The 23,585-nt window shown below is 35.7% G+C and carries 34 protein-coding genes; all 34 read right to left on the bottom strand.

All coding sequences use genetic code 11. The features are described from left to right. Nucleotides 1-82 precede the first annotated feature (82 nt). The 34 genes from AC1VYS_RS07835 to AC1VYS_RS07670 all read right to left on the bottom strand — a co-directional run bounded on the left by AC1VYS_RS07835 (nucleotide 83) and on the right by AC1VYS_RS07670 (nucleotide 23,574). Nucleotides 83-481, bottom strand: coding sequence for a hypothetical protein (locus tag AC1VYS_RS07835; protein WP_482913743.1), 399 nt, complete (start codon nucleotides 479-481; stop codon nucleotides 83-85). 72 nt (nucleotides 482-553) lie between these two features. After that, entirely contained in the window at nucleotides 554-1,462 is a 909-nt protein-coding gene (locus tag AC1VYS_RS07830; RefSeq protein WP_482913742.1) for a serine hydrolase domain-containing protein, read from the bottom strand. Nucleotides 1,463-1,485: 23 nt separating this feature from the next. Further along, nucleotides 1,486-1,974, bottom strand: coding sequence for a GNAT family N-acetyltransferase (locus AC1VYS_RS07825; protein ID WP_482913741.1), 489 nt, complete (start codon nucleotides 1,972-1,974; stop codon nucleotides 1,486-1,488). A 2-nt stretch (nucleotides 1,975-1,976) separates the two neighbouring features. Next, nucleotides 1,977-2,426, bottom strand: coding sequence for a GNAT family N-acetyltransferase (locus tag AC1VYS_RS07820; RefSeq protein WP_482913740.1), 450 nt, complete (start codon nucleotides 2,424-2,426; stop codon nucleotides 1,977-1,979). Nucleotides 2,427-2,533: 107 nt separating this feature from the next. Next, the gene (locus AC1VYS_RS07815) at nucleotides 2,534-3,007 is read right to left on the bottom strand and encodes a hypothetical protein (RefSeq protein ID WP_482913739.1); all 474 of its coding nucleotides are present in this window, start codon (nucleotides 3,005-3,007) and stop codon (nucleotides 2,534-2,536) included. A gap of 226 nt (nucleotides 3,008-3,233) precedes the next feature. Next, entirely contained in the window at nucleotides 3,234-3,728 is a 495-nt protein-coding gene (locus AC1VYS_RS07810) for an NUDIX domain-containing protein (RefSeq protein ID WP_482913738.1), read from the bottom strand. Between the two features lie 160 nt (nucleotides 3,729-3,888). Continuing rightward, nucleotides 3,889-4,398, bottom strand: a complete 510-nt coding sequence (locus AC1VYS_RS07805; RefSeq protein WP_482913737.1) for a hypothetical protein — start codon at nucleotides 4,396-4,398, stop codon at nucleotides 3,889-3,891. A gap of 65 nt (nucleotides 4,399-4,463) precedes the next feature. After that, on the bottom strand, nucleotides 4,464-5,000 hold the full coding sequence (locus AC1VYS_RS07800; RefSeq protein ID WP_482913736.1) for an HAD-IIIA family hydrolase: 537 nt from the start codon (nucleotides 4,998-5,000) through the stop codon (nucleotides 4,464-4,466). Between the two features lie 38 nt (nucleotides 5,001-5,038). Further along, nucleotides 5,039-5,794, bottom strand: a complete 756-nt coding sequence (locus tag AC1VYS_RS07795; RefSeq protein WP_482913735.1) for a hypothetical protein — start codon at nucleotides 5,792-5,794, stop codon at nucleotides 5,039-5,041. Between the two features lie 27 nt (nucleotides 5,795-5,821). Further along, complete coding sequence (locus AC1VYS_RS07790) at nucleotides 5,822-6,355, bottom strand: GrpB family protein (protein WP_482913734.1); 534 nt, start codon at nucleotides 6,353-6,355, stop codon at nucleotides 5,822-5,824. Between the two features lie 123 nt (nucleotides 6,356-6,478). Then, nucleotides 6,479-7,099, bottom strand: a complete 621-nt coding sequence (locus tag AC1VYS_RS07785) for a hypothetical protein (protein WP_482913733.1) — start codon at nucleotides 7,097-7,099, stop codon at nucleotides 6,479-6,481. A gap of 41 nt (nucleotides 7,100-7,140) precedes the next feature. Continuing rightward, nucleotides 7,141-8,067: a serine hydrolase domain-containing protein gene (locus AC1VYS_RS07780; RefSeq protein WP_482913732.1), complete on the bottom strand. Its 927-nt coding sequence runs from the start codon at nucleotides 8,065-8,067 to the stop codon at nucleotides 7,141-7,143. A 119-nt stretch (nucleotides 8,068-8,186) separates the two neighbouring features. Further along, nucleotides 8,187-9,182 (bottom strand): phosphotransferase enzyme family protein, encoded by a 996-nt coding sequence (locus AC1VYS_RS07775; protein WP_482913731.1) that lies wholly within the window; start codon nucleotides 9,180-9,182, stop codon nucleotides 8,187-8,189. 41 nt (nucleotides 9,183-9,223) lie between these two features. Continuing rightward, the gene (locus AC1VYS_RS07770; protein ID WP_482913730.1) at nucleotides 9,224-9,718 is read right to left on the bottom strand and encodes a GNAT family N-acetyltransferase; all 495 of its coding nucleotides are present in this window, start codon (nucleotides 9,716-9,718) and stop codon (nucleotides 9,224-9,226) included. A 37-nt stretch (nucleotides 9,719-9,755) separates the two neighbouring features. Beyond that, nucleotides 9,756-10,175 (bottom strand): DUF7674 family protein, encoded by a 420-nt coding sequence (locus AC1VYS_RS07765; protein WP_482913729.1) that lies wholly within the window; start codon nucleotides 10,173-10,175, stop codon nucleotides 9,756-9,758. A 136-nt stretch (nucleotides 10,176-10,311) separates the two neighbouring features. Next, nucleotides 10,312-10,869, bottom strand: a complete 558-nt coding sequence (locus tag AC1VYS_RS07760) for a DEAD/DEAH box helicase family protein (protein ID WP_482914944.1) — start codon at nucleotides 10,867-10,869, stop codon at nucleotides 10,312-10,314. A gap of 49 nt (nucleotides 10,870-10,918) precedes the next feature. After that, nucleotides 10,919-11,272: a hypothetical protein gene (locus AC1VYS_RS07755; protein ID WP_482934497.1), complete on the bottom strand. Its 354-nt coding sequence runs from the start codon at nucleotides 11,270-11,272 to the stop codon at nucleotides 10,919-10,921. Between the two features lie 55 nt (nucleotides 11,273-11,327). Beyond that, on the bottom strand, nucleotides 11,328-12,095 hold the full coding sequence (locus AC1VYS_RS07750) for a nucleotidyltransferase (RefSeq protein WP_482913727.1): 768 nt from the start codon (nucleotides 12,093-12,095) through the stop codon (nucleotides 11,328-11,330). 72 nt (nucleotides 12,096-12,167) lie between these two features. Next, nucleotides 12,168-12,590, bottom strand: coding sequence for a GNAT family N-acetyltransferase (locus AC1VYS_RS07745; RefSeq protein WP_482913726.1), 423 nt, complete (start codon nucleotides 12,588-12,590; stop codon nucleotides 12,168-12,170). Between the two features lie 45 nt (nucleotides 12,591-12,635). Beyond that, a complete protein-coding gene (locus tag AC1VYS_RS07740) occupies nucleotides 12,636-13,124 on the bottom strand; it encodes a hypothetical protein (protein ID WP_482913725.1) in 489 nt (162 codons plus the stop codon). Between the two features lie 118 nt (nucleotides 13,125-13,242). Beyond that, the gene (locus AC1VYS_RS07735) at nucleotides 13,243-14,178 is read right to left on the bottom strand and encodes a serine hydrolase domain-containing protein (protein WP_482913724.1); all 936 of its coding nucleotides are present in this window, start codon (nucleotides 14,176-14,178) and stop codon (nucleotides 13,243-13,245) included. A gap of 146 nt (nucleotides 14,179-14,324) precedes the next feature. Beyond that, entirely contained in the window at nucleotides 14,325-15,164 is an 840-nt protein-coding gene (locus AC1VYS_RS07730) for a GNAT family N-acetyltransferase (RefSeq protein WP_482913723.1), read from the bottom strand. Nucleotides 15,165-15,257: 93 nt separating this feature from the next. Further along, nucleotides 15,258-15,809, bottom strand: a complete 552-nt coding sequence (locus tag AC1VYS_RS07725) for a hypothetical protein (RefSeq protein ID WP_482913722.1) — start codon at nucleotides 15,807-15,809, stop codon at nucleotides 15,258-15,260. Nucleotides 15,810-16,125: 316 nt separating this feature from the next. After that, the gene (locus AC1VYS_RS07720) at nucleotides 16,126-16,698 is read right to left on the bottom strand and encodes a DinB family protein (protein WP_482913721.1); all 573 of its coding nucleotides are present in this window, start codon (nucleotides 16,696-16,698) and stop codon (nucleotides 16,126-16,128) included. Next, nucleotides 16,695-17,204, bottom strand: a complete 510-nt coding sequence (locus tag AC1VYS_RS07715; RefSeq protein ID WP_482913720.1) for a GNAT family N-acetyltransferase — start codon at nucleotides 17,202-17,204, stop codon at nucleotides 16,695-16,697. Before AC1VYS_RS07715 ends, AC1VYS_RS07720 begins: the two co-directional genes overlap by 4 nt. 60 nt (nucleotides 17,205-17,264) lie before the next feature. Next, complete coding sequence (locus tag AC1VYS_RS07710; protein ID WP_482914943.1) at nucleotides 17,265-17,843, bottom strand: P-loop nucleotide/nucleoside kinase family protein; 579 nt, start codon at nucleotides 17,841-17,843, stop codon at nucleotides 17,265-17,267. A 96-nt stretch (nucleotides 17,844-17,939) separates the two neighbouring features. Beyond that, nucleotides 17,940-18,518 carry a hypothetical protein gene (locus AC1VYS_RS07705; RefSeq protein ID WP_482913719.1) on the bottom strand — a complete coding sequence of 193 codons (579 nt, stop codon included), beginning with the start codon at nucleotides 18,516-18,518 and terminating at the stop codon, nucleotides 17,940-17,942. Between the two features lie 40 nt (nucleotides 18,519-18,558). Beyond that, nucleotides 18,559-19,248 carry an HAD family hydrolase gene (locus AC1VYS_RS07700; protein ID WP_482913718.1) on the bottom strand — a complete coding sequence of 230 codons (690 nt, stop codon included), beginning with the start codon at nucleotides 19,246-19,248 and terminating at the stop codon, nucleotides 18,559-18,561. Nucleotides 19,249-19,399: 151 nt separating this feature from the next. Further along, nucleotides 19,400-19,723, bottom strand: coding sequence for a hypothetical protein (locus AC1VYS_RS07695; protein WP_482913717.1), 324 nt, complete (start codon nucleotides 19,721-19,723; stop codon nucleotides 19,400-19,402). Between the two features lie 337 nt (nucleotides 19,724-20,060). Then, nucleotides 20,061-20,693: a GNAT family N-acetyltransferase gene (locus AC1VYS_RS07690; protein ID WP_482934496.1), complete on the bottom strand. Its 633-nt coding sequence runs from the start codon at nucleotides 20,691-20,693 to the stop codon at nucleotides 20,061-20,063. Between the two features lie 164 nt (nucleotides 20,694-20,857). Further along, nucleotides 20,858-21,235: a DUF6547 family protein gene (locus AC1VYS_RS07685; RefSeq protein ID WP_482913715.1), complete on the bottom strand. Its 378-nt coding sequence runs from the start codon at nucleotides 21,233-21,235 to the stop codon at nucleotides 20,858-20,860. 624 nt (nucleotides 21,236-21,859) lie between these two features. Then, complete coding sequence (locus AC1VYS_RS07680; RefSeq protein ID WP_482913714.1) at nucleotides 21,860-22,261, bottom strand: DUF4279 domain-containing protein; 402 nt, start codon at nucleotides 22,259-22,261, stop codon at nucleotides 21,860-21,862. A gap of 149 nt (nucleotides 22,262-22,410) precedes the next feature. After that, on the bottom strand, nucleotides 22,411-22,842 hold the full coding sequence (locus AC1VYS_RS07675; RefSeq protein ID WP_482913713.1) for a hypothetical protein: 432 nt from the start codon (nucleotides 22,840-22,842) through the stop codon (nucleotides 22,411-22,413). A 78-nt stretch (nucleotides 22,843-22,920) separates the two neighbouring features. Next, nucleotides 22,921-23,574 (bottom strand): lysozyme inhibitor LprI family protein, encoded by a 654-nt coding sequence (locus AC1VYS_RS07670; RefSeq protein ID WP_482913712.1) that lies wholly within the window; start codon nucleotides 23,572-23,574, stop codon nucleotides 22,921-22,923. Nucleotides 23,575-23,585 lie beyond the last annotated feature (11 nt).

The following is a 23,585-nucleotide window of genomic DNA, read 5'->3' as shown; positions in this document are numbered from 1 at the left end:
GTGCTACACCGGGCTGTAGCACCTCATGAAGAGAGCCCCGCGACCCATAGTCACGAGGCTCATATTTATTGATTTTAGAATTTCAATCCCAATCCATGTATAATTGTATTTCCAACTTAGCCTCCCCACACGCTGGACAGTCCAGTTCCGAGCTCTCCGCATCATCAATAGGAGGTTTTGTCGGCATTTGCGTGCCACATCCGGGACAATCATGCCGATTCGTATAAACGTCATCTCCCGATTTTAATTCTAGAAATATACCGTTTAACAAGTTCTTACACTCTTCACAGACGTATAACCCATAAAAACACTCAAATGTTGTATCCGGTTTGCTCATAAACTCTCTAATGCGTTGTCGTCCTTCTTCCTGCTCATACCACTGCAAAATACTATTCAAATGCATAAAACTAAAACCAAAACCTAAAGAAACATTTTGGCTATAAGAGCAATGTTTGCAGCTTAATGCACCTGCTACGCCCACATTAATAACCCCCACTTATCTTCTTTCAACGCAAATCTTCACCTTCTTGTTATTTAACAAAGTCTAAAAAGGCTATGCCAGAAGGCAGTCATAGAACGTCTCATTAAAAAGGATCTGGTCTTCAATGTAGTTATCGGTATATTTGTTTAACATTCGCACGGCGACGGCTTTTTGTTCAGGCATAATCACACAATGACACCCTGCTGCACCTGTTGCATAGTACCAATTCTTCTTGTAATACCATCCAAAAATTCGATTTCGGTCTGCTGTATCATTTCTAAGTTGCTCTACTAATTGGAAGACTTCAAGAGGTATAACTTGTTTATGATCAACCAGGCCCTGATGCAGATGCAGATTCCCCCAACATGCCAAATCTCTTGCACTCGAATATAAATTTCTTTCATGACCTTCGCTCGATTCAATTCGAATGGATGCATAACCGTCAGCAGCTTGAAAATCACACACTAATTTCTCATGTGGTATTGCTGCCCATTCTGTATTACACAACTCCACTGGTCTAAACACGCGCTCCGTAATCAGTTGTGCAATGGTACACCCAGTCACTTCTTTGATCCATTTACAAGCCACTTCTTCTCGTTCCATTCGGTCCACACCAAAATATTTAGCACCTGATTTCGTAGCTAAATCTCTGATCGTTATACCTTTCAGTTCGCTTGCCGGCATATCTGTAATGATATCCGAAACCTTCGTATCTATTGATAATTTATTCTCGATAACTGCGATTGCCGTCGCAAGTCCAACATACGTTTTTCTTAACGAGTATAAATTAAACATGGAATCTGCTGTAACTTGCAGAGCTCCACTTTTAGAATGATGCTTTCCTGCATACCACTCTGTCGTTATTTTCCCGTCTTGAATAACGATTACTGAAGCAGCAGAAGCACCGTATTTCTTCGCCGCTTCTTGGGTATATGAAATTAATGGCTCTAACTTGTTATTCATAGTAACAGGCATGTCCATAACGTAACCCCCACTTTTAAGTATTAGACGGAATCATGCTTAATTACTTTTTCCATGATTACATTTCCATCGTTATCCTCAATGACTTGGTAATCCAGTTTTTTATATAAATTGTAGGCTGGTTCATTGAATTTAAATACACTAAGTTTTAGTGTACTCATTCCTCTATCTTTGGCATCCTGCTCAATCCATTTCATCGTTTCGAATCCATAACCCTTATTCCTGTAATTTTGCTTAACCAAGAAATCACAAATGAATCCCGATCTATTCTCTTTCTCATACCAGATAAAGCCAATCTCTTCTAAACTATCATTTATCATTACAAATAAGAAATTGTTCTCTGTTGATAGACCCATTGGGAGTATTTCATTAAATTCTTTTTCAGCAGATGTATAAGCATCTTCTTTATCACTACTCATGTTCGATCTGATTAAATCCTCTGCATAGTCATTAACAGACCATGCTTTAAAATTCTCAAATTCACTTTCTGTCATATTCCGAATAGTTATCATGTTCAATCCCCTTTTCGTTTAATTTCTTTAGTGAAACAATAGGATAATCTATCAAATCCTTTAGATTCATAGAATTCATGCGCTTTTGTACGTTGAAATCCGCAATTCAATATCATGTAAGAAAGCCCGTTCTTTGAAGCAAAATTCTCGGCATGGTTAATTAATTTAGTGCCTATTCCTTTTTGTTGAACATCTTTTTGAACAACCAGGCCATTAATTTGTAAGTATCCGATCCCGTATTCCAATGCCATGATTTGCACCATTGAAATACAACCAACTACCTTATTATCTGATACGGCGACTATTATTTTGTAGTTTTCATCTGAATTCAGTCTTTCGACCCGTGCAGATATATTATCAGAAGTAACAGTCGTACTGCCTAAGTCATTGTTCCATAACATGACTACATCAGCATAATCCGTCTCTTGGATTTCTCGAATCACAACATCCATGATTGACCTCCAGTTATATGTTTTTGTTCTTGCTATGCGGTTGCTACTCTTGATCTATATCGTAAATAATTATTTATTAATTGATGTAGTTATGAAATATAATCACATTATTGAAGCTCATCCTTCGGTCGATAAATTCCTTTGAGAGTATCAAAATATATCTTTTTAGCAAATTGTAATTCAGGTATGAGATCCAACCAGGTTACCGTGGAGCCTATAAGTTCATAATTAAAAGGTATGCCTAGCTCGCTCATATCCATCCCAATCCTGCTCCAAATCACCTCTTTATCATACTTAGTAACCTCAGCCACAATTACAGTGCATATCAAATCTGTGTCATCTGGACACATCAAAATAGGCAAAATCGCTTTCTCTTGGTCAGAATAAAACCGATTCATTAATACATCTAGTTCTTCTTTAAAACTAATCCACTCAGTCACTGTCGGGACTAAACCTAGAAAATGATGATCCGGATAGTACTGATCAAGATAGATATCGAGTGGAGTGCCATTGATAACAATTACAGGATGCTTAACATCGACATATTCACTCGTTTGCTCAAAGACTTCAAGTAGATCCATTTAAATCACTTCGCCTTCCATCATAACTATATTTTTTGATTCATATTGTATTCTCCCCAATCCTTCTGTTGGAAGGATTGTTTTAAACGCAGCTGATAGGTATTACCTATCAATTTTATCAATCCCTATTCCTTGTTTTGAAGATTTGTATAACATCGCTACTGCATTAGCAGCTCAGAGAAGAATACTCCTTATCCAACTTAATCAGCTTCCTCAGTTTTTTGAATTAACTCCTGAAGTCCCTGCTTAAGTAGGTTGCTCGAATCTCTTCGAACAAAAACTCCTGTAAAAAGTCATGAGTTGTTCTGGGAAAATGATACGTTCTATGTTTAAGATCTTGCTGTATCAATGAATGTTTGATTTTTGCAATAGGTAACCATTCTATTCCGATCTGCCCTATATCAGCTTGTAAGCCATTTAGGACCTTATTGGAATCAGGGATACATGTATACATAAAATCGATTGCATGCACTTCTTTCATAATTAACGAATACTCATAATTTTTGGATATGTACTCTCTAATGCACACCAATTTGCTATCTATAATATCCAGTCCAAGCTCCTCCAAGCATTCTCTTTTGAGCGACTGTCCTAACGTTTCATCTGGTTCCTGCGCTCCTCCCGGTAATACATAATAAATCCCTATATCCGGACGTTCTTTCTTAATAAAAAGCAACTTATCATCCTCAACAATTAATGCTCTAACTGCGTTTCTGATCATCTTGACCACCTCACAAGATACATGTTATTAGCTATTAAAACGATATTACTTATGTATTTCGTTTAGCCCCCCCTCCCAATCGTACTGTTAAAGTTCTGTATATGCTCTTGTACTTCCCCTTCATTATGAATTCTCCTGAAAACCTAACTTTTCTTTATACTCAGTAAGCAATCGACCTATAATATAGTTCATCATGTATCTTGAAACGCTTAAATCTCATATTGTCATCATCGATAACATTCGTAGCCTCCTTTGAATGGAAAACAATTAAATTGAAATATTCCAATAAGAAATTGAACGTCAATTGATGCAGCGCTTGGATCATAACTTTCGTACATTCCGAATTGCATTTCATATGCAAGTCATATAACTCTACAATACCAAAGGGAGGCATAACATCCTCATAATCAAAATCATTATTCGCTGTATCCGTTACGTAACTATTTTTGATCCAGGTAATCTTTGGTGAATGCTCCTGATATAAATCAATCACTTTACATTGAAAGTATAAGCTTTCATTATATTGAACATGTATGTCTGCAATACTTTCACGTTCTCCTTCTGTGACATTAATATGATGATCGAACACTAGCGCTTTGATTTCTGGAGACAAATATTCTACGTCTTTAAATCTTAAATCTTTTTCTTCGAGAAATGTCTTTACTCGCATAATCCCCCTCCAAACATATGAGCTAATTGATCACAGTACAGGTTATACTAGATGACGCACATTACTCATCCAAGGTAATTAATAACATAATTAACGGCATCTTCGAAATCTTTTGCAATAAAATCTGCTTCAGTATCTGACCATTTATGTCTATATTTATTCAAAGCTTCATTCCCCGCTCCTGTCAAAACTAATACTTTATGGCATCCGGCATGATAACCTGCCAATAGATCAGACCATCTATCTCCAATTACTACACAATTACTTAGATCTAATTGATTCTTCTTAGCTGCCTCAAGTAGCATTCCTGGGTTCGGTTTCCGGCAATCACATCCATCCGTAGGTTGATGCGGACATACAAACACATCATCGAGGCCGAAATCCATCATTTCTCTTACAAATGCGTCTTTTGTTGCTTCACCTCTTGAAATACCAGGCTGATTTGTAAATCCATACAGTCTAATTCCAAGTGCTTTTAGTTTTTCTAGAGATTTTTTTGTGTATGGAAATAATTCAAATTCCCCGGGGTAAAGGATCTCATCTGAACCACCAATTGTTCCATCACGATCAATAAAGACAGCTTCTATTTTATGTGCTCCCATAATCAACCTCCATATTAAAGGGTTTTCAACTATGACTACTAATTAAGTATTTCACTTTCTATTAACTTATATAGTTCATCAAATTCTTTACCGTTATTTAATCCATCGATTAACTTGAGAAGCCCATCTCTACCCACAACTTTGAACCAACGAGTAACTTCGTAGCATGCCAAGTTATAATTCGTCCAAGCCTCTTTCGTTCCATAATTATTAAATGATTCATGTGAGCCTAGTGTACTATAATCAACAGGATTCTCCCCATTATTCGTATTATCTTTCCACACTTCTTCATTGCCTGAATATCTACCATCAACCATTGTTGCTAGACCTTCATCAAACCAGACAGGTACCTTATTCTTATGATTTAATCGTTCTCTCAATTCTCCATGTGTGAACTCATGCGATATTACATTCTCATTTAACCCCTCTGGTCCTATAACAATATAATTCTTCCATGGATAATAATAAGTTTGACCCGTTAAATTTTCTGCATACTTGTTCAATGCATTCTCACTTAGAGCAACTATTAAATATGGAGATGAAACTCTGCTTCCGAATATATCAATCACTTTATCCTCTGATAACGTGACAAACTCCAGGAGTTGAGTTTTCATGTAACTCTCAGCGTCAGCTTCCATGTATATATTTTTTTCCATTTGATCCATATTTGAATAATCTACTAAAACAGCATTTACAGGTTTTGCATAGACTTTTAGAGAAATAGCAACAGTTGACAAAATCAATAATACGACAATCAAAGTAATAATCTTGCTTCTGCTGTTCAATAGCTTCACATGATCCCCACCCTATAGAATTTTCATTTACTTATATTCATGAATAACCGCTGTTACAAATTCAGTTTTTCCTTTGGTATAGCCCTCACGGTTATCTTTATACCTTTTTGCGAGGTCTTTCTTTAGATTTGAGTACGCTTCAATTAATTGAGGCTGTTGTCTTAAGATATCTCTAAAAATAATATGCTTTAATAACGCGTCACTTTCCTTACTACAAACATATAAATGATGCTCTGCTTTTCGATTCATTGCTTTGGTATAGGGAACTTTCTCATCCCTTCTTGCAAATGCCTCTCTGTTCTCAATTCCTAAATTCCCTTCGTGAGTGTAACCTAAATTGTCCAATTTCTTTATGACCTGTGGAATTAATTCCATTGAATCTATGACGATATCAAGATCTATAATCGGCTTTGCTGCAAGGCCCGGAACAGATGTACTCCCAACATGTTCAATAGATAAAGCCAGATCTCCTAAGTGTTCTTTCAATATTTCCTGCAATTCTAAAAACGTTAATGGCCAATCGTTATTATAATTTTCTATAATTACCGGTTTTGAACTCAATGTAGATACCTCCATAAAAGTATGACTTTACGAAGTTTCCAGGCAACCTATTTACGAAACGACCCAGCCTTAGATAGTTTAATCTTTGACTGGGTCGTGTCTGATCGGAGTTTGAGTTTGCTTCTATACGCTTCGATTCAATATGTTAATTACTTCATCTTTACTCTTATTTAATCTATTCATCATCTCGACGATCAGGTCATCAGAAAAAACCACAGTACTATTAATATTACTCAAATATTCTTTATAAGAGGCTACAGCGTCCTCAACAGGGATTGTTTCAAGTAACTTTACTTGACTGACCTCTATATTTAGAAATGTGGAACAGTACACTTTAACGCATTCCTCAATTACAGATATATCTATTCCCTTATTAGGATGCCACATCTCAAAACTTCTTGGTTTTAACCCATTCGCATTTAAAGGCAAATTAATATAAGGTAACTGATACAGATCTTCATCTGCCGGATCATCATAAAAGTAATGGTAATGAATCTGATCATCATTGATATACTCTGTTATTTTATCTGTGAATTCTATCTCATCAGGATCATCTAGTAAATCCTCTACGGCATGACGAAGATAGTCTTTGGTACAAATGCAAGTCGACCCCAGCTCATTTTCTGCCATTGGATCGTTATATATACAAATGTCTTCCCAACCGGTCAAAGAACATATACCATATATACCCCACCATAAATTATATGAGCTTGTCTTTACATAAACTGTTTTTAAGTTCTCCATAAACACTTCTCCTGATAACTTAAATAGTGACACACATGAATTTAAGATTTTTGATAGATTAGGTTCGTGATGTGATCAGAAATATTGTCTACATCGGTGGTTGAAAGATTATTTAAAACGATAACAGTCACTTGGTCATCAAGGTATCTAGTTATTTTGTTTTTGAACCCTACAATTCCACCTCCGTGGAACACACTTTTACGGGAGCTGTTATTAATCAGTTCATCCTTTATAAACCAACCATAACCATAACCAAATCCATAGTCAGAGAATAGACGCTTCATTCCGTCACTTGTAACTAACTTGTTAAAAGACAACGCGTGATCCCATTTATATAAATCTTCTGTGGTCGACAGCAGGTCACCCCCACCTGTTGCAATAGACATATCAATAAAAGCAGAATTAACAACTCCCCTTGAATTATCCAACTCGTAGCCGGACGCTCGTTGTGAAATGATATCGCTGTAATGATCGGGCCCTGTACTATTCATTAATAATGGAATGAATATATTCTTCGCCAGAAAATTTGCATAAGTCTGCCCTGTCACAACTTCAATCAGTTGAGCTAATAGTAGATAGCCCGAATTGGAGTACTTGAATTGAGAGCCGGGCTGAAAATCTAATGGCAGCTTCATGATTAACTCTGTCGTTAGATGTAGTGGGTTAAATTCCGTCATTAATCTCTTAAAATCTTGAAGTTGAGTAATATTAGGGATTCCCGATGTGTGGGTTAACAGATGATGAATCGTTATATTTTCACCAAAGGTATAGTTCGGGAAGTATTTAATTAATTCATCTCTCTCATTCAGAACCTTTTGCTCAAACAGCATCATTATAGCCATTGAGGTGAATTGCTTTGTTATTGAACCAATTCGGAATCTGGTTTCGGGAGTACATTTAATTAAATGCTCTCTATTGGCTAGCCCTACTCCCGCACTGAATATCTTTTCGTTGTTCTTTACTACCAAGACCGAACCACTAAATTTTTCATTCTGGCATTTATTTTCCAAGTAGTTATGTAATGCAGTCGATAGGCTATTCAATAGATCACCGCTTTCGGAAATTGGTCAATTAGATGATGATTAAACTACCTACAGAAATCCATTTCAATATAAGGAATATCATTCTGGATATTGTTCAAATAAAATTTCAGCGCTTCCTTGTCCCACTCACTCCAGTTGTTATAATTAGTAAAATCATAACTTCTATAAATGGCTGAAACTACTCCAAACTGTCTAAGATTGATAAAATCAGGTATTAATTTTAACCATGCATTATCCATGGTATTTTCTTTTACATATCCATCCATGAAATTATAATAATATCTCTTGGTGATCTCTAACCTTTGTTTTTTATCTACTACCCATGGGATCGGAATTTCATAGAATAAAGGAATAGCAATATCACTTACGAACCAACTGTATTCGGCTTCATCAAAATCAATAAAGACTACATCATCGTTTACATTCAGGTAATTTCCATGATTCAAATCTCCATGGATAATCCCATACGAATCCGTATTCTTCGGAAGCTGGCTGAGCTTATTCTTTAGAATTTCGTATTTGTCCATTACATAAGAAAGTTCCGCTGGTAAATACTCTTCCATATGTATAAGGAACTCTTTTTCCTGCCATTGTCTCCTGTTTAAATCAGTGGCTGCATTTAAATTCTTAGAAACTTTATGCATTTTCCCTGCATAATTCCCGACTCTCTGATAGAACAGATTGCTTTCTTCAGCGATTCTAGCCTTTCGTCCACTAGAAAACTCAAAAGAAGTTGCATAAAATTCTCCATCACCTATTTCCTCTACATATTTTCCATCCATAGAGATCACAGCTTTTGAAACAGATACATTATTGTTAGCCAAGTAATGAATAAAATTAATTTCAGATAAAATCTCTTTTTCAGTTCGATGTGATTTATGGGTTACCCGGAGGACAACACTTGTTTCTTTTGACTTTCCAAAATAAACAAAGTTTTGAAATCCTTCTAAATCTTTAAGACTCGATTCAACAATATTAAACTTTTGTGCCGCCTCATGAAGTACTTTCTTAGTAAAAAGTTCTCTAATATGCTTTTCCATAGAGTTTTTCCCTTTCTCTTCGTGATTTGCGCTTGAAGTTTTTACCTGTGTAATTCAAGCCTGCATCCTTTTTTGTCTTTAAATTTTCCAATTTCAAAAACAAAGTCATTCACTTTTTTGAATCCGTTCTTCTCAAGGACCTTTAGTGAGCCTGTATTGCTCTCCAAACAAGCACTTCTGAGAATTTGAAGATCTAATTCATTCCATGCAAATACAATAGCCTTGTGGGCTGCGATTGTTCCTATGCCTTTATTCCAAGCAATCCAGTAATCCAGTTCTGCTGTTTTCTCTTTTAAATCCACAGCATTCAGAGACATAACTCCCGCAAATTGATTGTCAGATAAAATAGTAAATACATAAGATATTCCTTGTTCGCGTCTAGCAATCACCATTTTTGCCCATGATTCTCCCGCTCCTTCCGGATAAGGATATGGAACATTGCTTGTCTCAGAAATTCGAGGGTCACTCGCATATTGCTGTACGAATCCGGCATCGTTAGGTAATACAAATCGAAGCGTAACTTTTATACGAATCATCTCCTAAAGAATGTCCTCTAAGTAAGTAACAAGAAAATTATGACTGTTCCTTAACCGGCCCTCCAATGTATGGAGTCTTCCCGTTCCAATAATCTATTACATGATTCCACCATCTTTTTGATTCTGGTTTTAAACATTTATCAAATTCACTGTACTCCATATTCTCATCCAGTAATTGGTTCTGAAAGGATTCAAGGATACCGACTGTAGCAAATTCTTTAACATATGAATCTCCATTCGTATGAAGCTGTTCAATAACTTCGAATAATGCATCGAATTCATCCGTCTTTTTTCGTTGATAACACTCAACAACATGTTTGACGAAGTCACTTATATCGACATAGATCAATCTCTCTTCTCCAAGTTCATAGTTCTCTTGGATGTACCGTTCGTATCTACTCTTATAAGAGGGCATAGCTATTAATAACCTGTCCATGATCTCTTCTTTTTCAATCATTGTCGTATTCACCTTCAGATTCGTGATCTTTGTTCCTAGTTTTGACGATTTAATCTGACGATCCTGTATTCACAACTCCCACTAACTTACCAACCACTGGAAGTAAACAAGATACAGTTAGTTTGTATGCATGTGTCTATAAATCAAATGCATCTTTAATTAATCTTGCAACTTCATCTGCACTTAAATCTGTATTATTGATTCTCAAATAGTTCTCTCTAGTAATTTCTCCCTCTTTAGAATTGAGTCTATGTTCTTTCATCGTTTTAATTAAGTCCATTTCAGATTTCTCAATATTTCTTTTTGTTGGCTTCTGATCAAGTCTAAACTCCGTTGTATTTCGTTTTAATCTTTCTTCGATCGTTGACTCTAATTCAACAAAATAAACTTCAGCTCCATTCTTTTCAAAGATGTTACATGTTTGCTGGACGAAATCCCAGTCCCCCTGAAGATCAAACCCCCACACGTAAGTAAAAATAAGTCCGTACTGGTTGCTGCCTGCGAATGATTCAAACAGTTCTCTTCTTACGATACTTGATAACCTCCAGGTTTCACTACCAAAACCAAAAAAGGGATGAAACAACTCAATCGACATATGATTGTGAAACAATTTTAATTCCGTTATTTTCGTTAATTCATGACCAACCGTCATCTTCCCAACGGCCTGTGGGCCAAAGATCAGTATGAACTTCATAGTAATCCCCCTATTCTTAAAATCTGCTGAAATCACTCCACTTATCATTTTAGGTTCGCATCTCTCTAACATAGGGTGTGACTGCAAAACAATCTTCCAGATCGCTCTCATCTTGAGCCCAGTAATTAATGGTATGGATATGTAACTCATAGTCTTTACGTAGGATTTGTTTTATTCTATTCCATAGTTTGAGATCATCCGTTCCTTTTCCTTCGGAAAGGTAGTCATCCAATGAAGAGATCATAATGATCATCAGTGTAAATTTCTCATTGTCACTTAATTGATGATTCTCGTAATACGTAATGAATTCATCTAATCTCGATGCATCCGCCGACGTATACTCCCAGTCCTGTGAAAATGGAGTGAGTGGCGGCAGATTTAACTTTTGTATGAGACTTTCCATGGATGCTTGTTCAACATATCTAGGAGTAGCCTCCTTCATCTGTCCCACCTCACATTCATTTTGATTTTCTGGAGGCAGCCATTGTATTTAAGGCATTCTCGAAATAGCGATATACTTCCTCTGCATTTCTCAGAAACTCTTCTACAGGTACATGACTACTATTCAAGTAACAAACATACAGATATTCAACTAAAGCGGGGTCAATCTCGCAATAGTTTAATATCGCATTTTTCATCTTCGTTATGTCGTCTTCCCATACCCCTGTATCTTCTATAATCAATGAGTATAATGCACGAAGTAATCTCTTCGAGTAACCTTTAGTATATCTAGTTTTCATCGCGTCATCACTAGCATTAGAAAGTGAACGGCGTACGTGTTCCACTTCCTTCTTGGTATCTGTATTTAAGTCTAAAATGAACTCTGGAGAGATGATGATCCGGGGTACTTTTTCACCAATGTCCTCCCCATGTATGCAAACACAAATGATCTTAACCCAAAAACCCCAATCATTCGGTCTACGTAATACATCATCCATCGAGCAAATGATCGTATCCATCTTCGTGACAAATGGGTATTCTTCCAAAAGCTTATCCTTGATATTCGACAATTTTTCGTAATCAATATCTTTGGGATTGGCACATACAATCGTAAAGTCTGCATCTGACTTATAAGGTTGAGCCATTCCTTTGGGAATTGAGCCACACATGTAAATGCTATGAATCTTATCTTTGAATTCGTTCAGGATATGCTCTACATACGTATCAACCAAATCCTTATATTCACTTTGTATATTAATTTGATTTATAACTTTTTCTAATATCATGTAGACTCCTCCTAAACGTAAAAACTTCTTTCAGCTATGTGTCCGGTGAATTCCTTGCTCGAAATGCCTCTACTATGGTTTCTTTAAGAATTGAATCATTCCTGCACCATAACCTTCATTGGGTCTCTCAACGAATCCAAATTTCTTATAAAAACCCTCTTTCCCTTTTGCTGACATGAGTCCCACTGAACTTCCTGACGGATAAGTACTTGTGATATACTCCATCAGTTCCGTCATTATTGTATTACCTAAACCTATCCTCTGATAGGAAGGTATCACGATAATGTCTTGTATGTAAAAAGTAAAACCACCGTCGCCTACGATTCTTCCATATCCTATGGTCTGCTCTTCAACCTCTATACAGACGGAATATAAAGTGTTCTTTAATCCAAGTTTAATGGCCTCTATATTTTCAGGATTACCCCAACCCACGATTTCCCTCAGATTCATATAATCTTCTACACTAATTTGTTTTTTGAGTATGTTCACTTCCATTAATATCACCTACGCTAAATTTATGTTGAGATTCCCTGCAATCCTCTACTGCACTTTGAATGCTTTGGATTCACTCGATAAGTTTATTTTCTTTTGTTTGCCATCATTATTCATCAAAAATTCGACATTTGTTTTAACTTTGTAATTGCCTGGCTGCTGGATAACGAATTGATAATATTCCTTACTTCGTTGATCTTGTCCATTATTTCTATATTCTTCACCTGGTCGAAGCTCAACCTGATAGCCAATAGCGTGTTCTAATAGAACATTTCCGTTTCGAAGGATTCTCTCGCCAGCTTCATTATAAATCTCATAACTGAACATGCCTGATCCATGAGATATCTCCACTGACCTATTTGATAAGTTTTTCAAATACCCTACGATTTGAAAAACTTCGTTAACCTTAACATTTTCAATTTCATCTATTCCAACCTGAAAGATTGAGTTAGAAGGATCTTTTTCATTATTGGGCGAACAGGCAGGCAAAAATAAAAATAAGATCAAGATCATTATTTTTACATTTAATTTTATCATTAGATAAATTCACCTCATACAAAGGTATCAGATAACCATTGGTATTCACGAATCCGAAAGCTTAAATGACGTATGCCCCGGCTGCGATGTAATTAGGTTACCAGGGATGTTCACCCTGTTATAGATTTATAAGGCATTCCTCAAGTATTCGTAATGGTTTCAATGAATCCTCATACATGTCACTAGTTATTGCAACAACCACATCCAAACTAGGTATTATACATATATATTGACCACCAAAGCCCAAAGCAAATATCATTTCTGTCCCACTTACTTCTGTATTGTTCATATTAAGGTGTCTTACCCACCAATGGTAAGCATAATGACCAATCGATTCATAAGTAAAATAATAAGGCTGCGTAGATTTTTCCAACCAGTCTGATGAAACAATACGAGTGTTTTTCCATTTCCCTTGTCGCAAACATAACGTACCAATCTTTAACATATCAACCGTGGTCATCGTCAAGCCATCTCCACCCCGGTTAATCCCTTTACTGTCTTCATACCAATGTACATTCGTGATGCCAAGAGGTTTAAACAGATGGAGGTGTGCGAATTCTATAGCTTTCATTCCTGTAGTTTTCTGCAAGATCGCTGTTAACACATGCGAACAACCAGAATTGTAATTCATTTTCTCTCCTATGTTATGTTCAAGCTTTCGTTCAAACACATACTTTATCATGTCTGAACTAAACTGCATTGGAGTGGAATAATTCCATTCACCGAATTCGGGCCATTCAAACCCCGCAGACATCGTAAGTAAATCTTCAATCGTGATGTCTCCTTTTCTAGGATCATCAAGGATATTCATTAATTCCGGAAAAAAACGAATAACTGGTTCTGTAATACTCTTTATGTATCCCTTATCAAGCGCAATGCCAATAAGTATGGATAAAATGCTTTTAGTGCACGAATTGATTTTTTGAGGATTGTTTTCTATTTTACGATTTTTGTAGTATTCAAACACTAATCGATCTTCTCTCATGATTAGGCAGCTTTTGATTTTTGTCTTTTTTATCGCTCGTGCAAATTCATCAAGCGCCTTCGAATTCATCCTATCATCCTTATCTGCATATTATTTTATCTAATGTTGTGTGTTCATGAACTCCAGAGGGGTTTGATATTTCTAGGAGAAAACGGCCACAACTCTGCTTGAATACGTTTTGATCGGATATTCCCGCCTTCGAGATATTTCTATATCTAACGCTTCTGTTCACCTTCTAACCTAAATGCATACACCGGGTAGCTCTCTTTCACTTCGAATCCCAATTTTAATGCCAGATTATGTGAAGGTACATTCTGGTGAGTTGTCTCCCACAATGGAATCATTCTATTCTTTAATAAATGATCGATTAATCGAATTGCAGCTAGAAGTGCGTACCCTCTACCTCTCTGCTTTTCTGCAAATGTATCCACATCAATAAAATACTCATCAAGAAAAACAAATCCATTATTTCTACAGATTGTAATCAATTCATTTCCGCTTCTAAGCTCTACTGCAGGACACGTTTTTGTTTTGAACTTCTGATCAACATAGGATAAATCATGGAGCTTTCTCGGTAGTATTTCATGCTCGCATAAGCTGATCTTTATATCATCCAATGATGAACTAGTAACATTGTTATTTTCAATGTATTTTTCTAAATTCAAGGTATACACTGACTCATAATGCTTATCTACTTTAAGCAAATGAAGCTCTGCTAGAAAGAGAGCATCCCAAGATTCAACATCGGCAGTATAAATCTCAAACCAACTGGTGTTTAATTGTTTACAATCCGCTACTACCACATCACTAATAAAACTGTTCAACTCTACTTGATCTTTATCACTTTTCGTATTTCCCTCGAGATACATCCATCTGCCTGTCGCCCATACAATTGCTATATTAGGTTCATGAATTTGATTAACAAATACCCTGCCTGGAAAGTTCCCATGAATTACAGACAAGGCAGGAATATATTGCTTCTTTTCTGTAAAAAATGATTCAACAAGATAATATTCATTAAGTTTTAATTCGATCATTATATTTTCCTCTTTCATTAGCTTGCTCCGGCACGCCTATGGTAAACTTCCTTGCTCGGAACAAAAATTCAGCAATTTTGATTCTTTCAGTGTTTTCAGATGCACCCTAGTTTATTTGTTATTTCTAAAATAATCATCTACTCGCTTTATATATTCAGCATACATATTTTTGATTTGAGTATTTACTTTTATAAATTCCGGTGAAGTTTGATCTAACAGTTTTTCTTTTTCGTCATCTTTCATATTAACTATATTTTTAGTGATAAGCATGACGGCGTTATTCATCTCGGATATTAATTCTGAAGCTTCTTCTTTATTTAAAGTATCTTGTTCGAATGATAAATCAGCAAACAACGGATCATAAGCAAGTGTCAGAAGATTTTTTAAGTCTTTGGATAGAAGAGTTGAAAAATTGTGAGTTGTTCGATTGACTAATAATCGATACATATTAGCTTCTCGGAAATCATTTTTAATATAGTATTCGTCTATTATTTTAGATAAACGATAGATTTCATCGTATTCAGTCGTCAAATTTTGTACTGCATCTTTCTTTAATTCATCGATCTGCTTGTATAAAAAAACATTATTCACTCCAAGCACAAGCGCTATAATACTCACGAAAATAAATAAAAATACCCATTTTCTATTCCTCTTTTTTTCCATCCATCCCCCTCCAATTCACATAAAATAATAAAAAGATTAATTTGTTTTCTTCCACTACTTACTCTTATTTATAAAATCTCTATAATCCATGGCATTTTTAATTTTTTGTAAGCAAGAAGAGGATAAATCATTATAAGTCTGTTTAATACTTTCGAGTTGTTGGAAAAAATCAGTTAATTGATTATCATTGAAATCTGTTATAATGACTCGCATCCTTCCTAATCTTATGCTTTCCCGGCCCCGACTCATGTCGGGTGTCCAGCGACTGTCAGACCCCGGGCTCATACCTACAGCATGAATTTCATTTTATCTGATGTTAATCGGCTTTAATGAAACAGTTATACTCATCCATTACTTTTTGTAGTTGTACAAGGTGCCGTTTTACATGCTGACATAAAAAATAAATATATTGATACACATCAATCTTACCTAAATTATTTACCGTCATGGTTGTTTTATAAAGTATTCCTTCTCCGTTTTTCATCTCTTGCAAGATTTCTTTACATTCCTGAATTTGATTATCTAGCAAAGTTTTTACTTGTACTAGTTCTTGATCTCCCTTAGGCTCCATATGTTCTGGTCTAATCCAAGGAAATGAATTATGTTCAGCTATGGCGTCGAGCTCGTTTAGATTGATTTGATAAGATTCTAATAATGATTCCAAATCTTTCTTTTGAGATAATTCAATCGCTTTTCGTCTTCCTTTTCGAATTAAGATCAATAAAAAGTGATTGGTTAACGTGACATGCTCTAATATTTGTTCAATACTCCATCCTATCTCAGGCCTAAAAGTAAGTGCTTCAGCATTTAAGTCAAACCAGCCTTGATAGTCACCCAAAGTTTGAGTCAGTTCTTTGTCTATAAAAAGAATCGTTTCGTTTATATTCATGCTTTCTCCCTCTTTCGAGTTGCTGACGAAAATGTTTGAATCGGCCCTTCCCAAGTATCATCTCTTATTTCCAAGTAGTTTCCATTGGTATATCTTTCAATTGTCTTTCTCCAAAATGCCTGAGCTGGCGTATTTGCTTCCATTTGGGCAACTTTCCAATGACCATTGAAGTTATCAAATAATTCATAGGCAACAAACTGCCCGACTTTCATTCTTCTATATTTCTTCATAACAAAAAACTCTGCCATCCAGTATACAGTTTGATCTGATTCATTTGTCCCAATATCTCTTACAAGAGCAAAACCAGCCAATTTATCATCTACTTTAATGAAAAATGGATATCTTCCGTCTTCTGTCCAATAATGATCTAAGTACTTGTACTCATAAAGCCCATTGGGGTTTAAATCATCATCAGGATCAAACTCACTAAAATCATATTTATATAATTCAAGAATATTCCGTAAAATAGATTTTTGCTCGTATTCAACTTTATGTATTGTAATCATCAACGTTTTCTCCTTTTGTAGTCTTTAACGAACCCGAAGGCTATTATCTGTACTTTGTTCTCATTCATTTATATATTCTAACACTTTTGGCAAATACTCTGCGATCGGTTTTGATGAATCTACTACTATATACTTCTCCTCTTCTGGTTTTTTACTGTTTTTTATGGTTCTATAAAATGCCTCATCAGATGATGGTGCTTCAATTTGACTCAAGAGTCTTTCTCGATTTTTCAATCGATTTTGAATTAATTCTATGTCTTCTGTATAACATTCCACATACTTATAACTCTTCCCGTGTTTTTTCGCTAATTCAACTCCGGTTTCTAATAAATTACTATACAAACAAGGGCTGTCCATGATCACGCTATGTCCATTCGATAAATAATAATCCACTAATGACCAATCTACATCATAAGATAATTGTCCTATTATTTTACGTTCTATCTCATAGCCTTGTGATGATAACGATTTCATAATTGCAGTTTTGGAAATGTCATGATCAACTATGACAGCTCCTGTTGTTCGGCTAATCTCCCTTGCTAATGTTGACTTACCTGACCCAGGGAATCCTGACATCTGTAAAAAGAACATACGTACCCCCTCCTTCATTATAGTATCTGCGATTCTTTCGGATAACATTGTTGTATTCATGACGCACCGACTTAAATCACCGCTATGTGTCTATTACGCTTGTTGAGTAGTCGGTGCGGATATGTCTGGCCGATTCAAATTCTTTCAATGGTCAATATAGCTACAAAAATCATCTTCTTTCACATCCATTTCATTAGTTCTCGATGGAGCATGGTTTTCCAACACTTTCAATATTTCTTGAAATGTAGTTTCTACATCACTACTTGAATTTATTATTCTATATTCATTCGGGAGTTTGTTCCTTCCCCTAATGAGAGAGTTCATTTTTATAGAAGTTTCCCAATCCGTGTAACTGTTCCCGTTATCTCTATTTAGGATTCTATATTTAATCACTTCATCTTGATCACTACAAAGTGTCAAAATAATATAGTTATACCCCTCAAATTCTTTAGGAATATCCAACATTCTAATATCATTAAGATCTGTAATAATAATATTTTTAAACCCATGACGATTATAGTTTTTTACGACCAACATCAAATTCTCAAACGCTAATTGTTCTTCTTCTTTTTGAGTAATTTGAACTGAAGGTGCTAGAGAGCGAAATTCTGGAATCCAACCAAATTCAAAATATGGAGTCCTAAAATGTTCATGTAACCTTTGACACAATGTTGTCTTTCCGTTCCCAGGCGAACCATGGAGAATAATAAAATCGATGTTCACAGTCTTCACCCGCTTACTAAAGAATTTTTGTCTTTATGCTCTAACGCTGATCCATTGAATTACTTGCAAGATTCCATTGTTCAATTATCTTTTCGATATCTTGCAAATCCCTTACAAGACCATCATATTCAAATTGATCTGTATAAAATGTGTCTTCCTTCCAGATTCCCTTCATACCAACATATTTACTAGCAGTAATATCATTAATGGGATGATCTCCAACGTAAACACATTCCTCAGGTTGAACACTCATCAAATCAGCTGCTCTAAGAAATATAGCTGGGTCGGGTTTTCTAAGACCTTCTATCTCAGAGATCAGTATTACATCAAAATACTTCTTTATCCCTAACGCGTGAATATTACTTGATTGAAAGTCACCAAATCCATTGGTAATCATCCCAAGTTTGAGGCCTTGTGCTTTGAGCTTTTCGAGCGTTTCCAATGTGTTTGGAAATGATATAGCATGCTTACAAAATCCACGTTTATAATCATCTAATAAGTCATTCCATTCGAGTGGCAGATCAAATTCCTTTATTAATTCCTTATAGACTTTGTCCTTCCATACATACCCGCGATTATCCAGTTCAATAAATCGGCTTACATACCTTTCCATATCTATATTCCTTGCTCCCTTAATCACCCGTTCATATTGATCGACAACGAATTGATACAGAGAAGAGTTACGATCCAACAATGTCCCATCGAGATCAAAAATAATTGATCGAATCATTGGTATCGCCACCTTTCAATTGGTTTTCACAATTCCCGGAAAGCTCCAAACGGACCGAGGAACGGAAGGTCCAGTGCGTGAATTTCATGTTATGTGGTGCTAACTTCATCATGGATTAAACTCAAAATTATGTTCCATTTGTATTCAACAATCATCCGATATATATAATTACTTCTTCCTCTTGAAATGCAACAGTCATCTCTTCTAATAGTTTGTCGACTCTACTAATTAAATGACTGGATTCATTTTCAGTTAGATTTCTCTTTGCCCATTCCTTTAATACAATTAATTCACTCGTTAGTTCAGGAAATTGATTTTCATCCACATCAATACCTGGAGAATAAAAATAGGAAGTGATCTCTAATTCCAACTCTTTTATTCCAGGAATCCAACATCTTTCGAAAAACGCTTCTGTGGACACCGGTACATAAAATCGTTTATCTTCAGGCTTTATGATGATTGCAGCAATTGACATGATAATCCACCTTGTTTTGTTTCATTTCTTTTATTGGTTTAGCATAACACTTTTTTATTCCTGAACCCCAAAAGGGGTATCTGACGAAATGCCTACTCGAAATCTGTCCGCAGACCAAGGCTCTGAAGGAGACGCAGATTGAATACTATAACTGATGCCAGTCTAATTCCCTCACAATTAATTCCTTGTCCATGTTGCCCGCGTATATCCAATTCTCATACCTACTCTTTCCATGTTTCGATGACTTTGCGAGCCATATGAGCACTGACTAACAACGAGATCACAATTTTTGTAGGCATCATGAATTCGTCTAAGTAATAAATTGGTTTGAAATCCTTTATTTCGATATTTCGGTAGTGTTGTCGCAAATGTTAATGAAGCAACCTTGTCCTCTATATACATTACAGCTACTGCAACTGGATCCCCCTGATCCAACCCCAAATAATAGTGCCATTCCAGGACGAGAAAACAGTACTCGATTATTTGCAGCTACGTGTTCTTTCCCATCAAGGGATAATCCTGTGCCTAAACAATGAATCTCTGCATATGTATCGAACTCATCTTCGAGCAATTCACGAATTTCCAGTTTATGATGATCACACGAATTTAGATTCCCAGGTTCACAAAAAAGCGTTGTATGAAATCCTGATTGATAAAAGCCTTTATTGTGGAGTTTTTTCAAGACTTCTTGATTTATCTTACCTGGGATGATTTGAATCTCAAAATTCCTTTCCCTCTGATTATAAAAGTCTAAGATATCGTCAATGACATCTTCAGAAATCATTCCCTTTACATTATTAAAAAGACCCCATGGCATAGTTTTACTATAAAACGCTGTGCTCTTTCCGAATTGTTTAATTTCAATTCCCTCAGGATTTCCTTCTCGCTCTCTGATTGCAGTCATTCGATCAACCATATAATTAATTTCAGATTTTTCTAAAATATCTGCTACTTCCAAATTCAATATCATTTCATCTCTCCCCTTCCTAGATTCGCATACAATAACTTTTGGGTCGCCTAAAGTTCCTGTGATCATGAACCCCATAGGGATTGTCTGCTGACAATCGTAATTCACCTCGCAGACCAAGGCTCTGAAGGAGACGCATCTAGAATGTTATCTTATATAATCCTTCACTACTTCTCCGAATCCGGCCACGGATCTCCTTCTCTTCTACACACCCAGTCGAAATACATCTCAGAATCAAAAGGTTCCTTTGCTATTTCAATGTCATTTTTCATCAATTTCATTCCATTCAGGTTTATTTCATCATTTAGGTAGACCAAAACGTCATGTATACCACCATCTCGTGATTGTTGAATGATTTGTGCCAGTAATTGTTTTTGTTCTTCAGACAGCGAACCAATGAATTCATTAACATTTATATTTTCTTCTGTCTTTGGCCACCCAGAGGTTAATACCCATCTTGATAATACTCCAGGCCGAATTTTGACTAATCCATCAATAAAATCTTTATAGTTCTGAAGACTGCTTGAATGTTTGTCTTCTTTCATATGCTCCTCCGCACTTTTTGAAATTTAGTATAACTTTCTTGCATCAACGAACCCGAAAGGCTTAGTTGAAGCGAATGTGAAACGGATCGCAGACTTAGCCTTGCAAGGTTGGAATGTGAATCCACTTCTCTGCAACTTCTTATCCGTGACCGAGAAGCTGGCGACGATGCGTGAATGCTGTCTTATACATAGGGGTCTTGAGTTACTTTCAATCCCCTAGATCTTTATTAACTTAAATTAGTTTGAAAAATAGACTAATCCCGTTGACTACAATCAAAATATATATATAAAACTTCACTTTTTTTATTCTCTGAACACTGTCTACTTTGATTTTTCCATTAAGAAAATACAATGCTGTTATTGATGCTATTAAACTTATGATACTAAACACCGTTGATAACATCCCCCACATAATAGAGTTCCCTCCTCATAGATAATGTGAAAATTGTTGTGATAATGAATTTTCGCATTATTTCTTTTTATACACTTCGTCCTTTTGTCTAATCTTCTTGAATTCACGACTTTAGGGTTGCCAAATGCCCGGCGAATGCCGGACCAAGGGCGTATGTCCGCAGCATGAATATTTTGTTAGATTATCTTATTTGAATCTCCTCTCATCAGGTCTCAGCTATAAATGTATAAGTCAAAATCGATCTCTGCCCCTAAATCATAAACGAACTTTATGATGTCTTTGTTTAAATACATGGCAGGCTTTAGATTGTTCTCAATATTAATCACAACTTCGAACTTACATTGAAGATTGTTCCGTTTAATTAACTTTACAACTTGATCTTTTTGATCCTGAAGCAAGGCTTTAACCTTATCAATTTGATCATTGATATCCAAAGACTCTTCGTAGTCTGTGGCTATTTCCCAACACGTTTCTTTATGAACTAGATCTCTTCGTATAAGATCCCCTTTAAGCCAAGTTCTTGTAGGAGTAATTAATAGTGTGTTTGTAATCTTATTGGGGTCAAATTGATCTCCGAATATACTGAACTCAACTTTAACATTTGTTCTTTCCATCTTGAAATTCTCCTCAATTTGTATGTCCGACAGGATTTAACCTAACGTTCCCGCTTTCACGAACCGACGCATGGCGGGTGTCCGGCGTATGCCCGCAGCGTGAATATTATGTTATTGGATGCTGGTGACTTCTTGCGTCTTCTTACAAATTAAATTCTAATTTCAGGCTCTTCTATAGTTACAATATCAACAATGTGATTTAATCCTGCTATTCCATAATGTCTATAAGGTCCTGGGTAATCCTCTGTTGCAAAAGTAGACAACTTTATAAAGTCTAAATATCTTGATTTTTTGAAAATTCTAAATATCTCTCCTTCAAATTCCTCGTATTGATCCCACATTGTATAACTTTCATTTCTAATAGAGAATCCAATATAAGATTCAAATTCCACTTCGATTATCGGAAATCTATCATTATCTTGAACTATTGTTGAACTTCCCTTGATATTAACCAGACCTAAATAAGGCTGTTCATTTGTTTCTCTATGAATTCTAAAACGTAGAATAAGCCTTGTACCCGGAGCTTCTTTATAATCAACTAAATCAACATTTATTAGGTCTCTTAATTGATTGTAAGTCATGGTTTTTTTCAGTCCTTTATTGTGCGCCGTTACTGTCTTCGAAGCATCACCTAAAAACCTTTATTCATGATTCCAACTCTATTTTTTACTTTGGTATACAAACTCAACTTCACCATCTAGCAAATATCGATATTCAAATAATTGCATTGTTCTTTCCCTAATTCTCTCCCGTATAACCGCGCCTAGGCTTACCGATCCTTGTGATCCAAGGTAACCATCATTAATAAATGTCTTCTCTACAAATTTTGTTTCCCTTAAGTGATACTGTAACCATTCTTTCTGCGATTCCATTAATGCTTCTCTTGGTTCTCTATCCAACTTAGAAAGAACCTTTTTATATATTTGATTCAACTCTTTATCCCAAATCTCTGTATATTTGCTTTCCAACGCCCCCCATCTCAAGGTTGTAATAATCTCTTTGGAGTTTTGAAATTCATTAAATTCCACTTCATAATCATGATCTATAGGATTTCGAAGCATTTCATCATAAAATTCTCCAGTCAGATCATAGTTACCAATGCTCATAGATAACGATTCTTTATAAGAAGGATTTGATTGACCTTCAGCTATTTCATTCAATTCTGTTCCATTACCTGTACTAATTACATCAGGAGGCATTTCAGATTTCATTATTGATTTAGTTTCGCTGTTCAAGGTAGTAGACTGACTAATATTTTGACAAGATGAAAACACTATCGTTATAAAAAATAAGAAGAGTATATTACCTTTCATAAATTATCTCC

Source organism: Paenibacillus sp. G34 (assembly GCF_056856875.1).
Note: the sequence above shows the minus strand (reverse complement) of the source record. Positions and strands in the feature narration are given on the sequence as shown.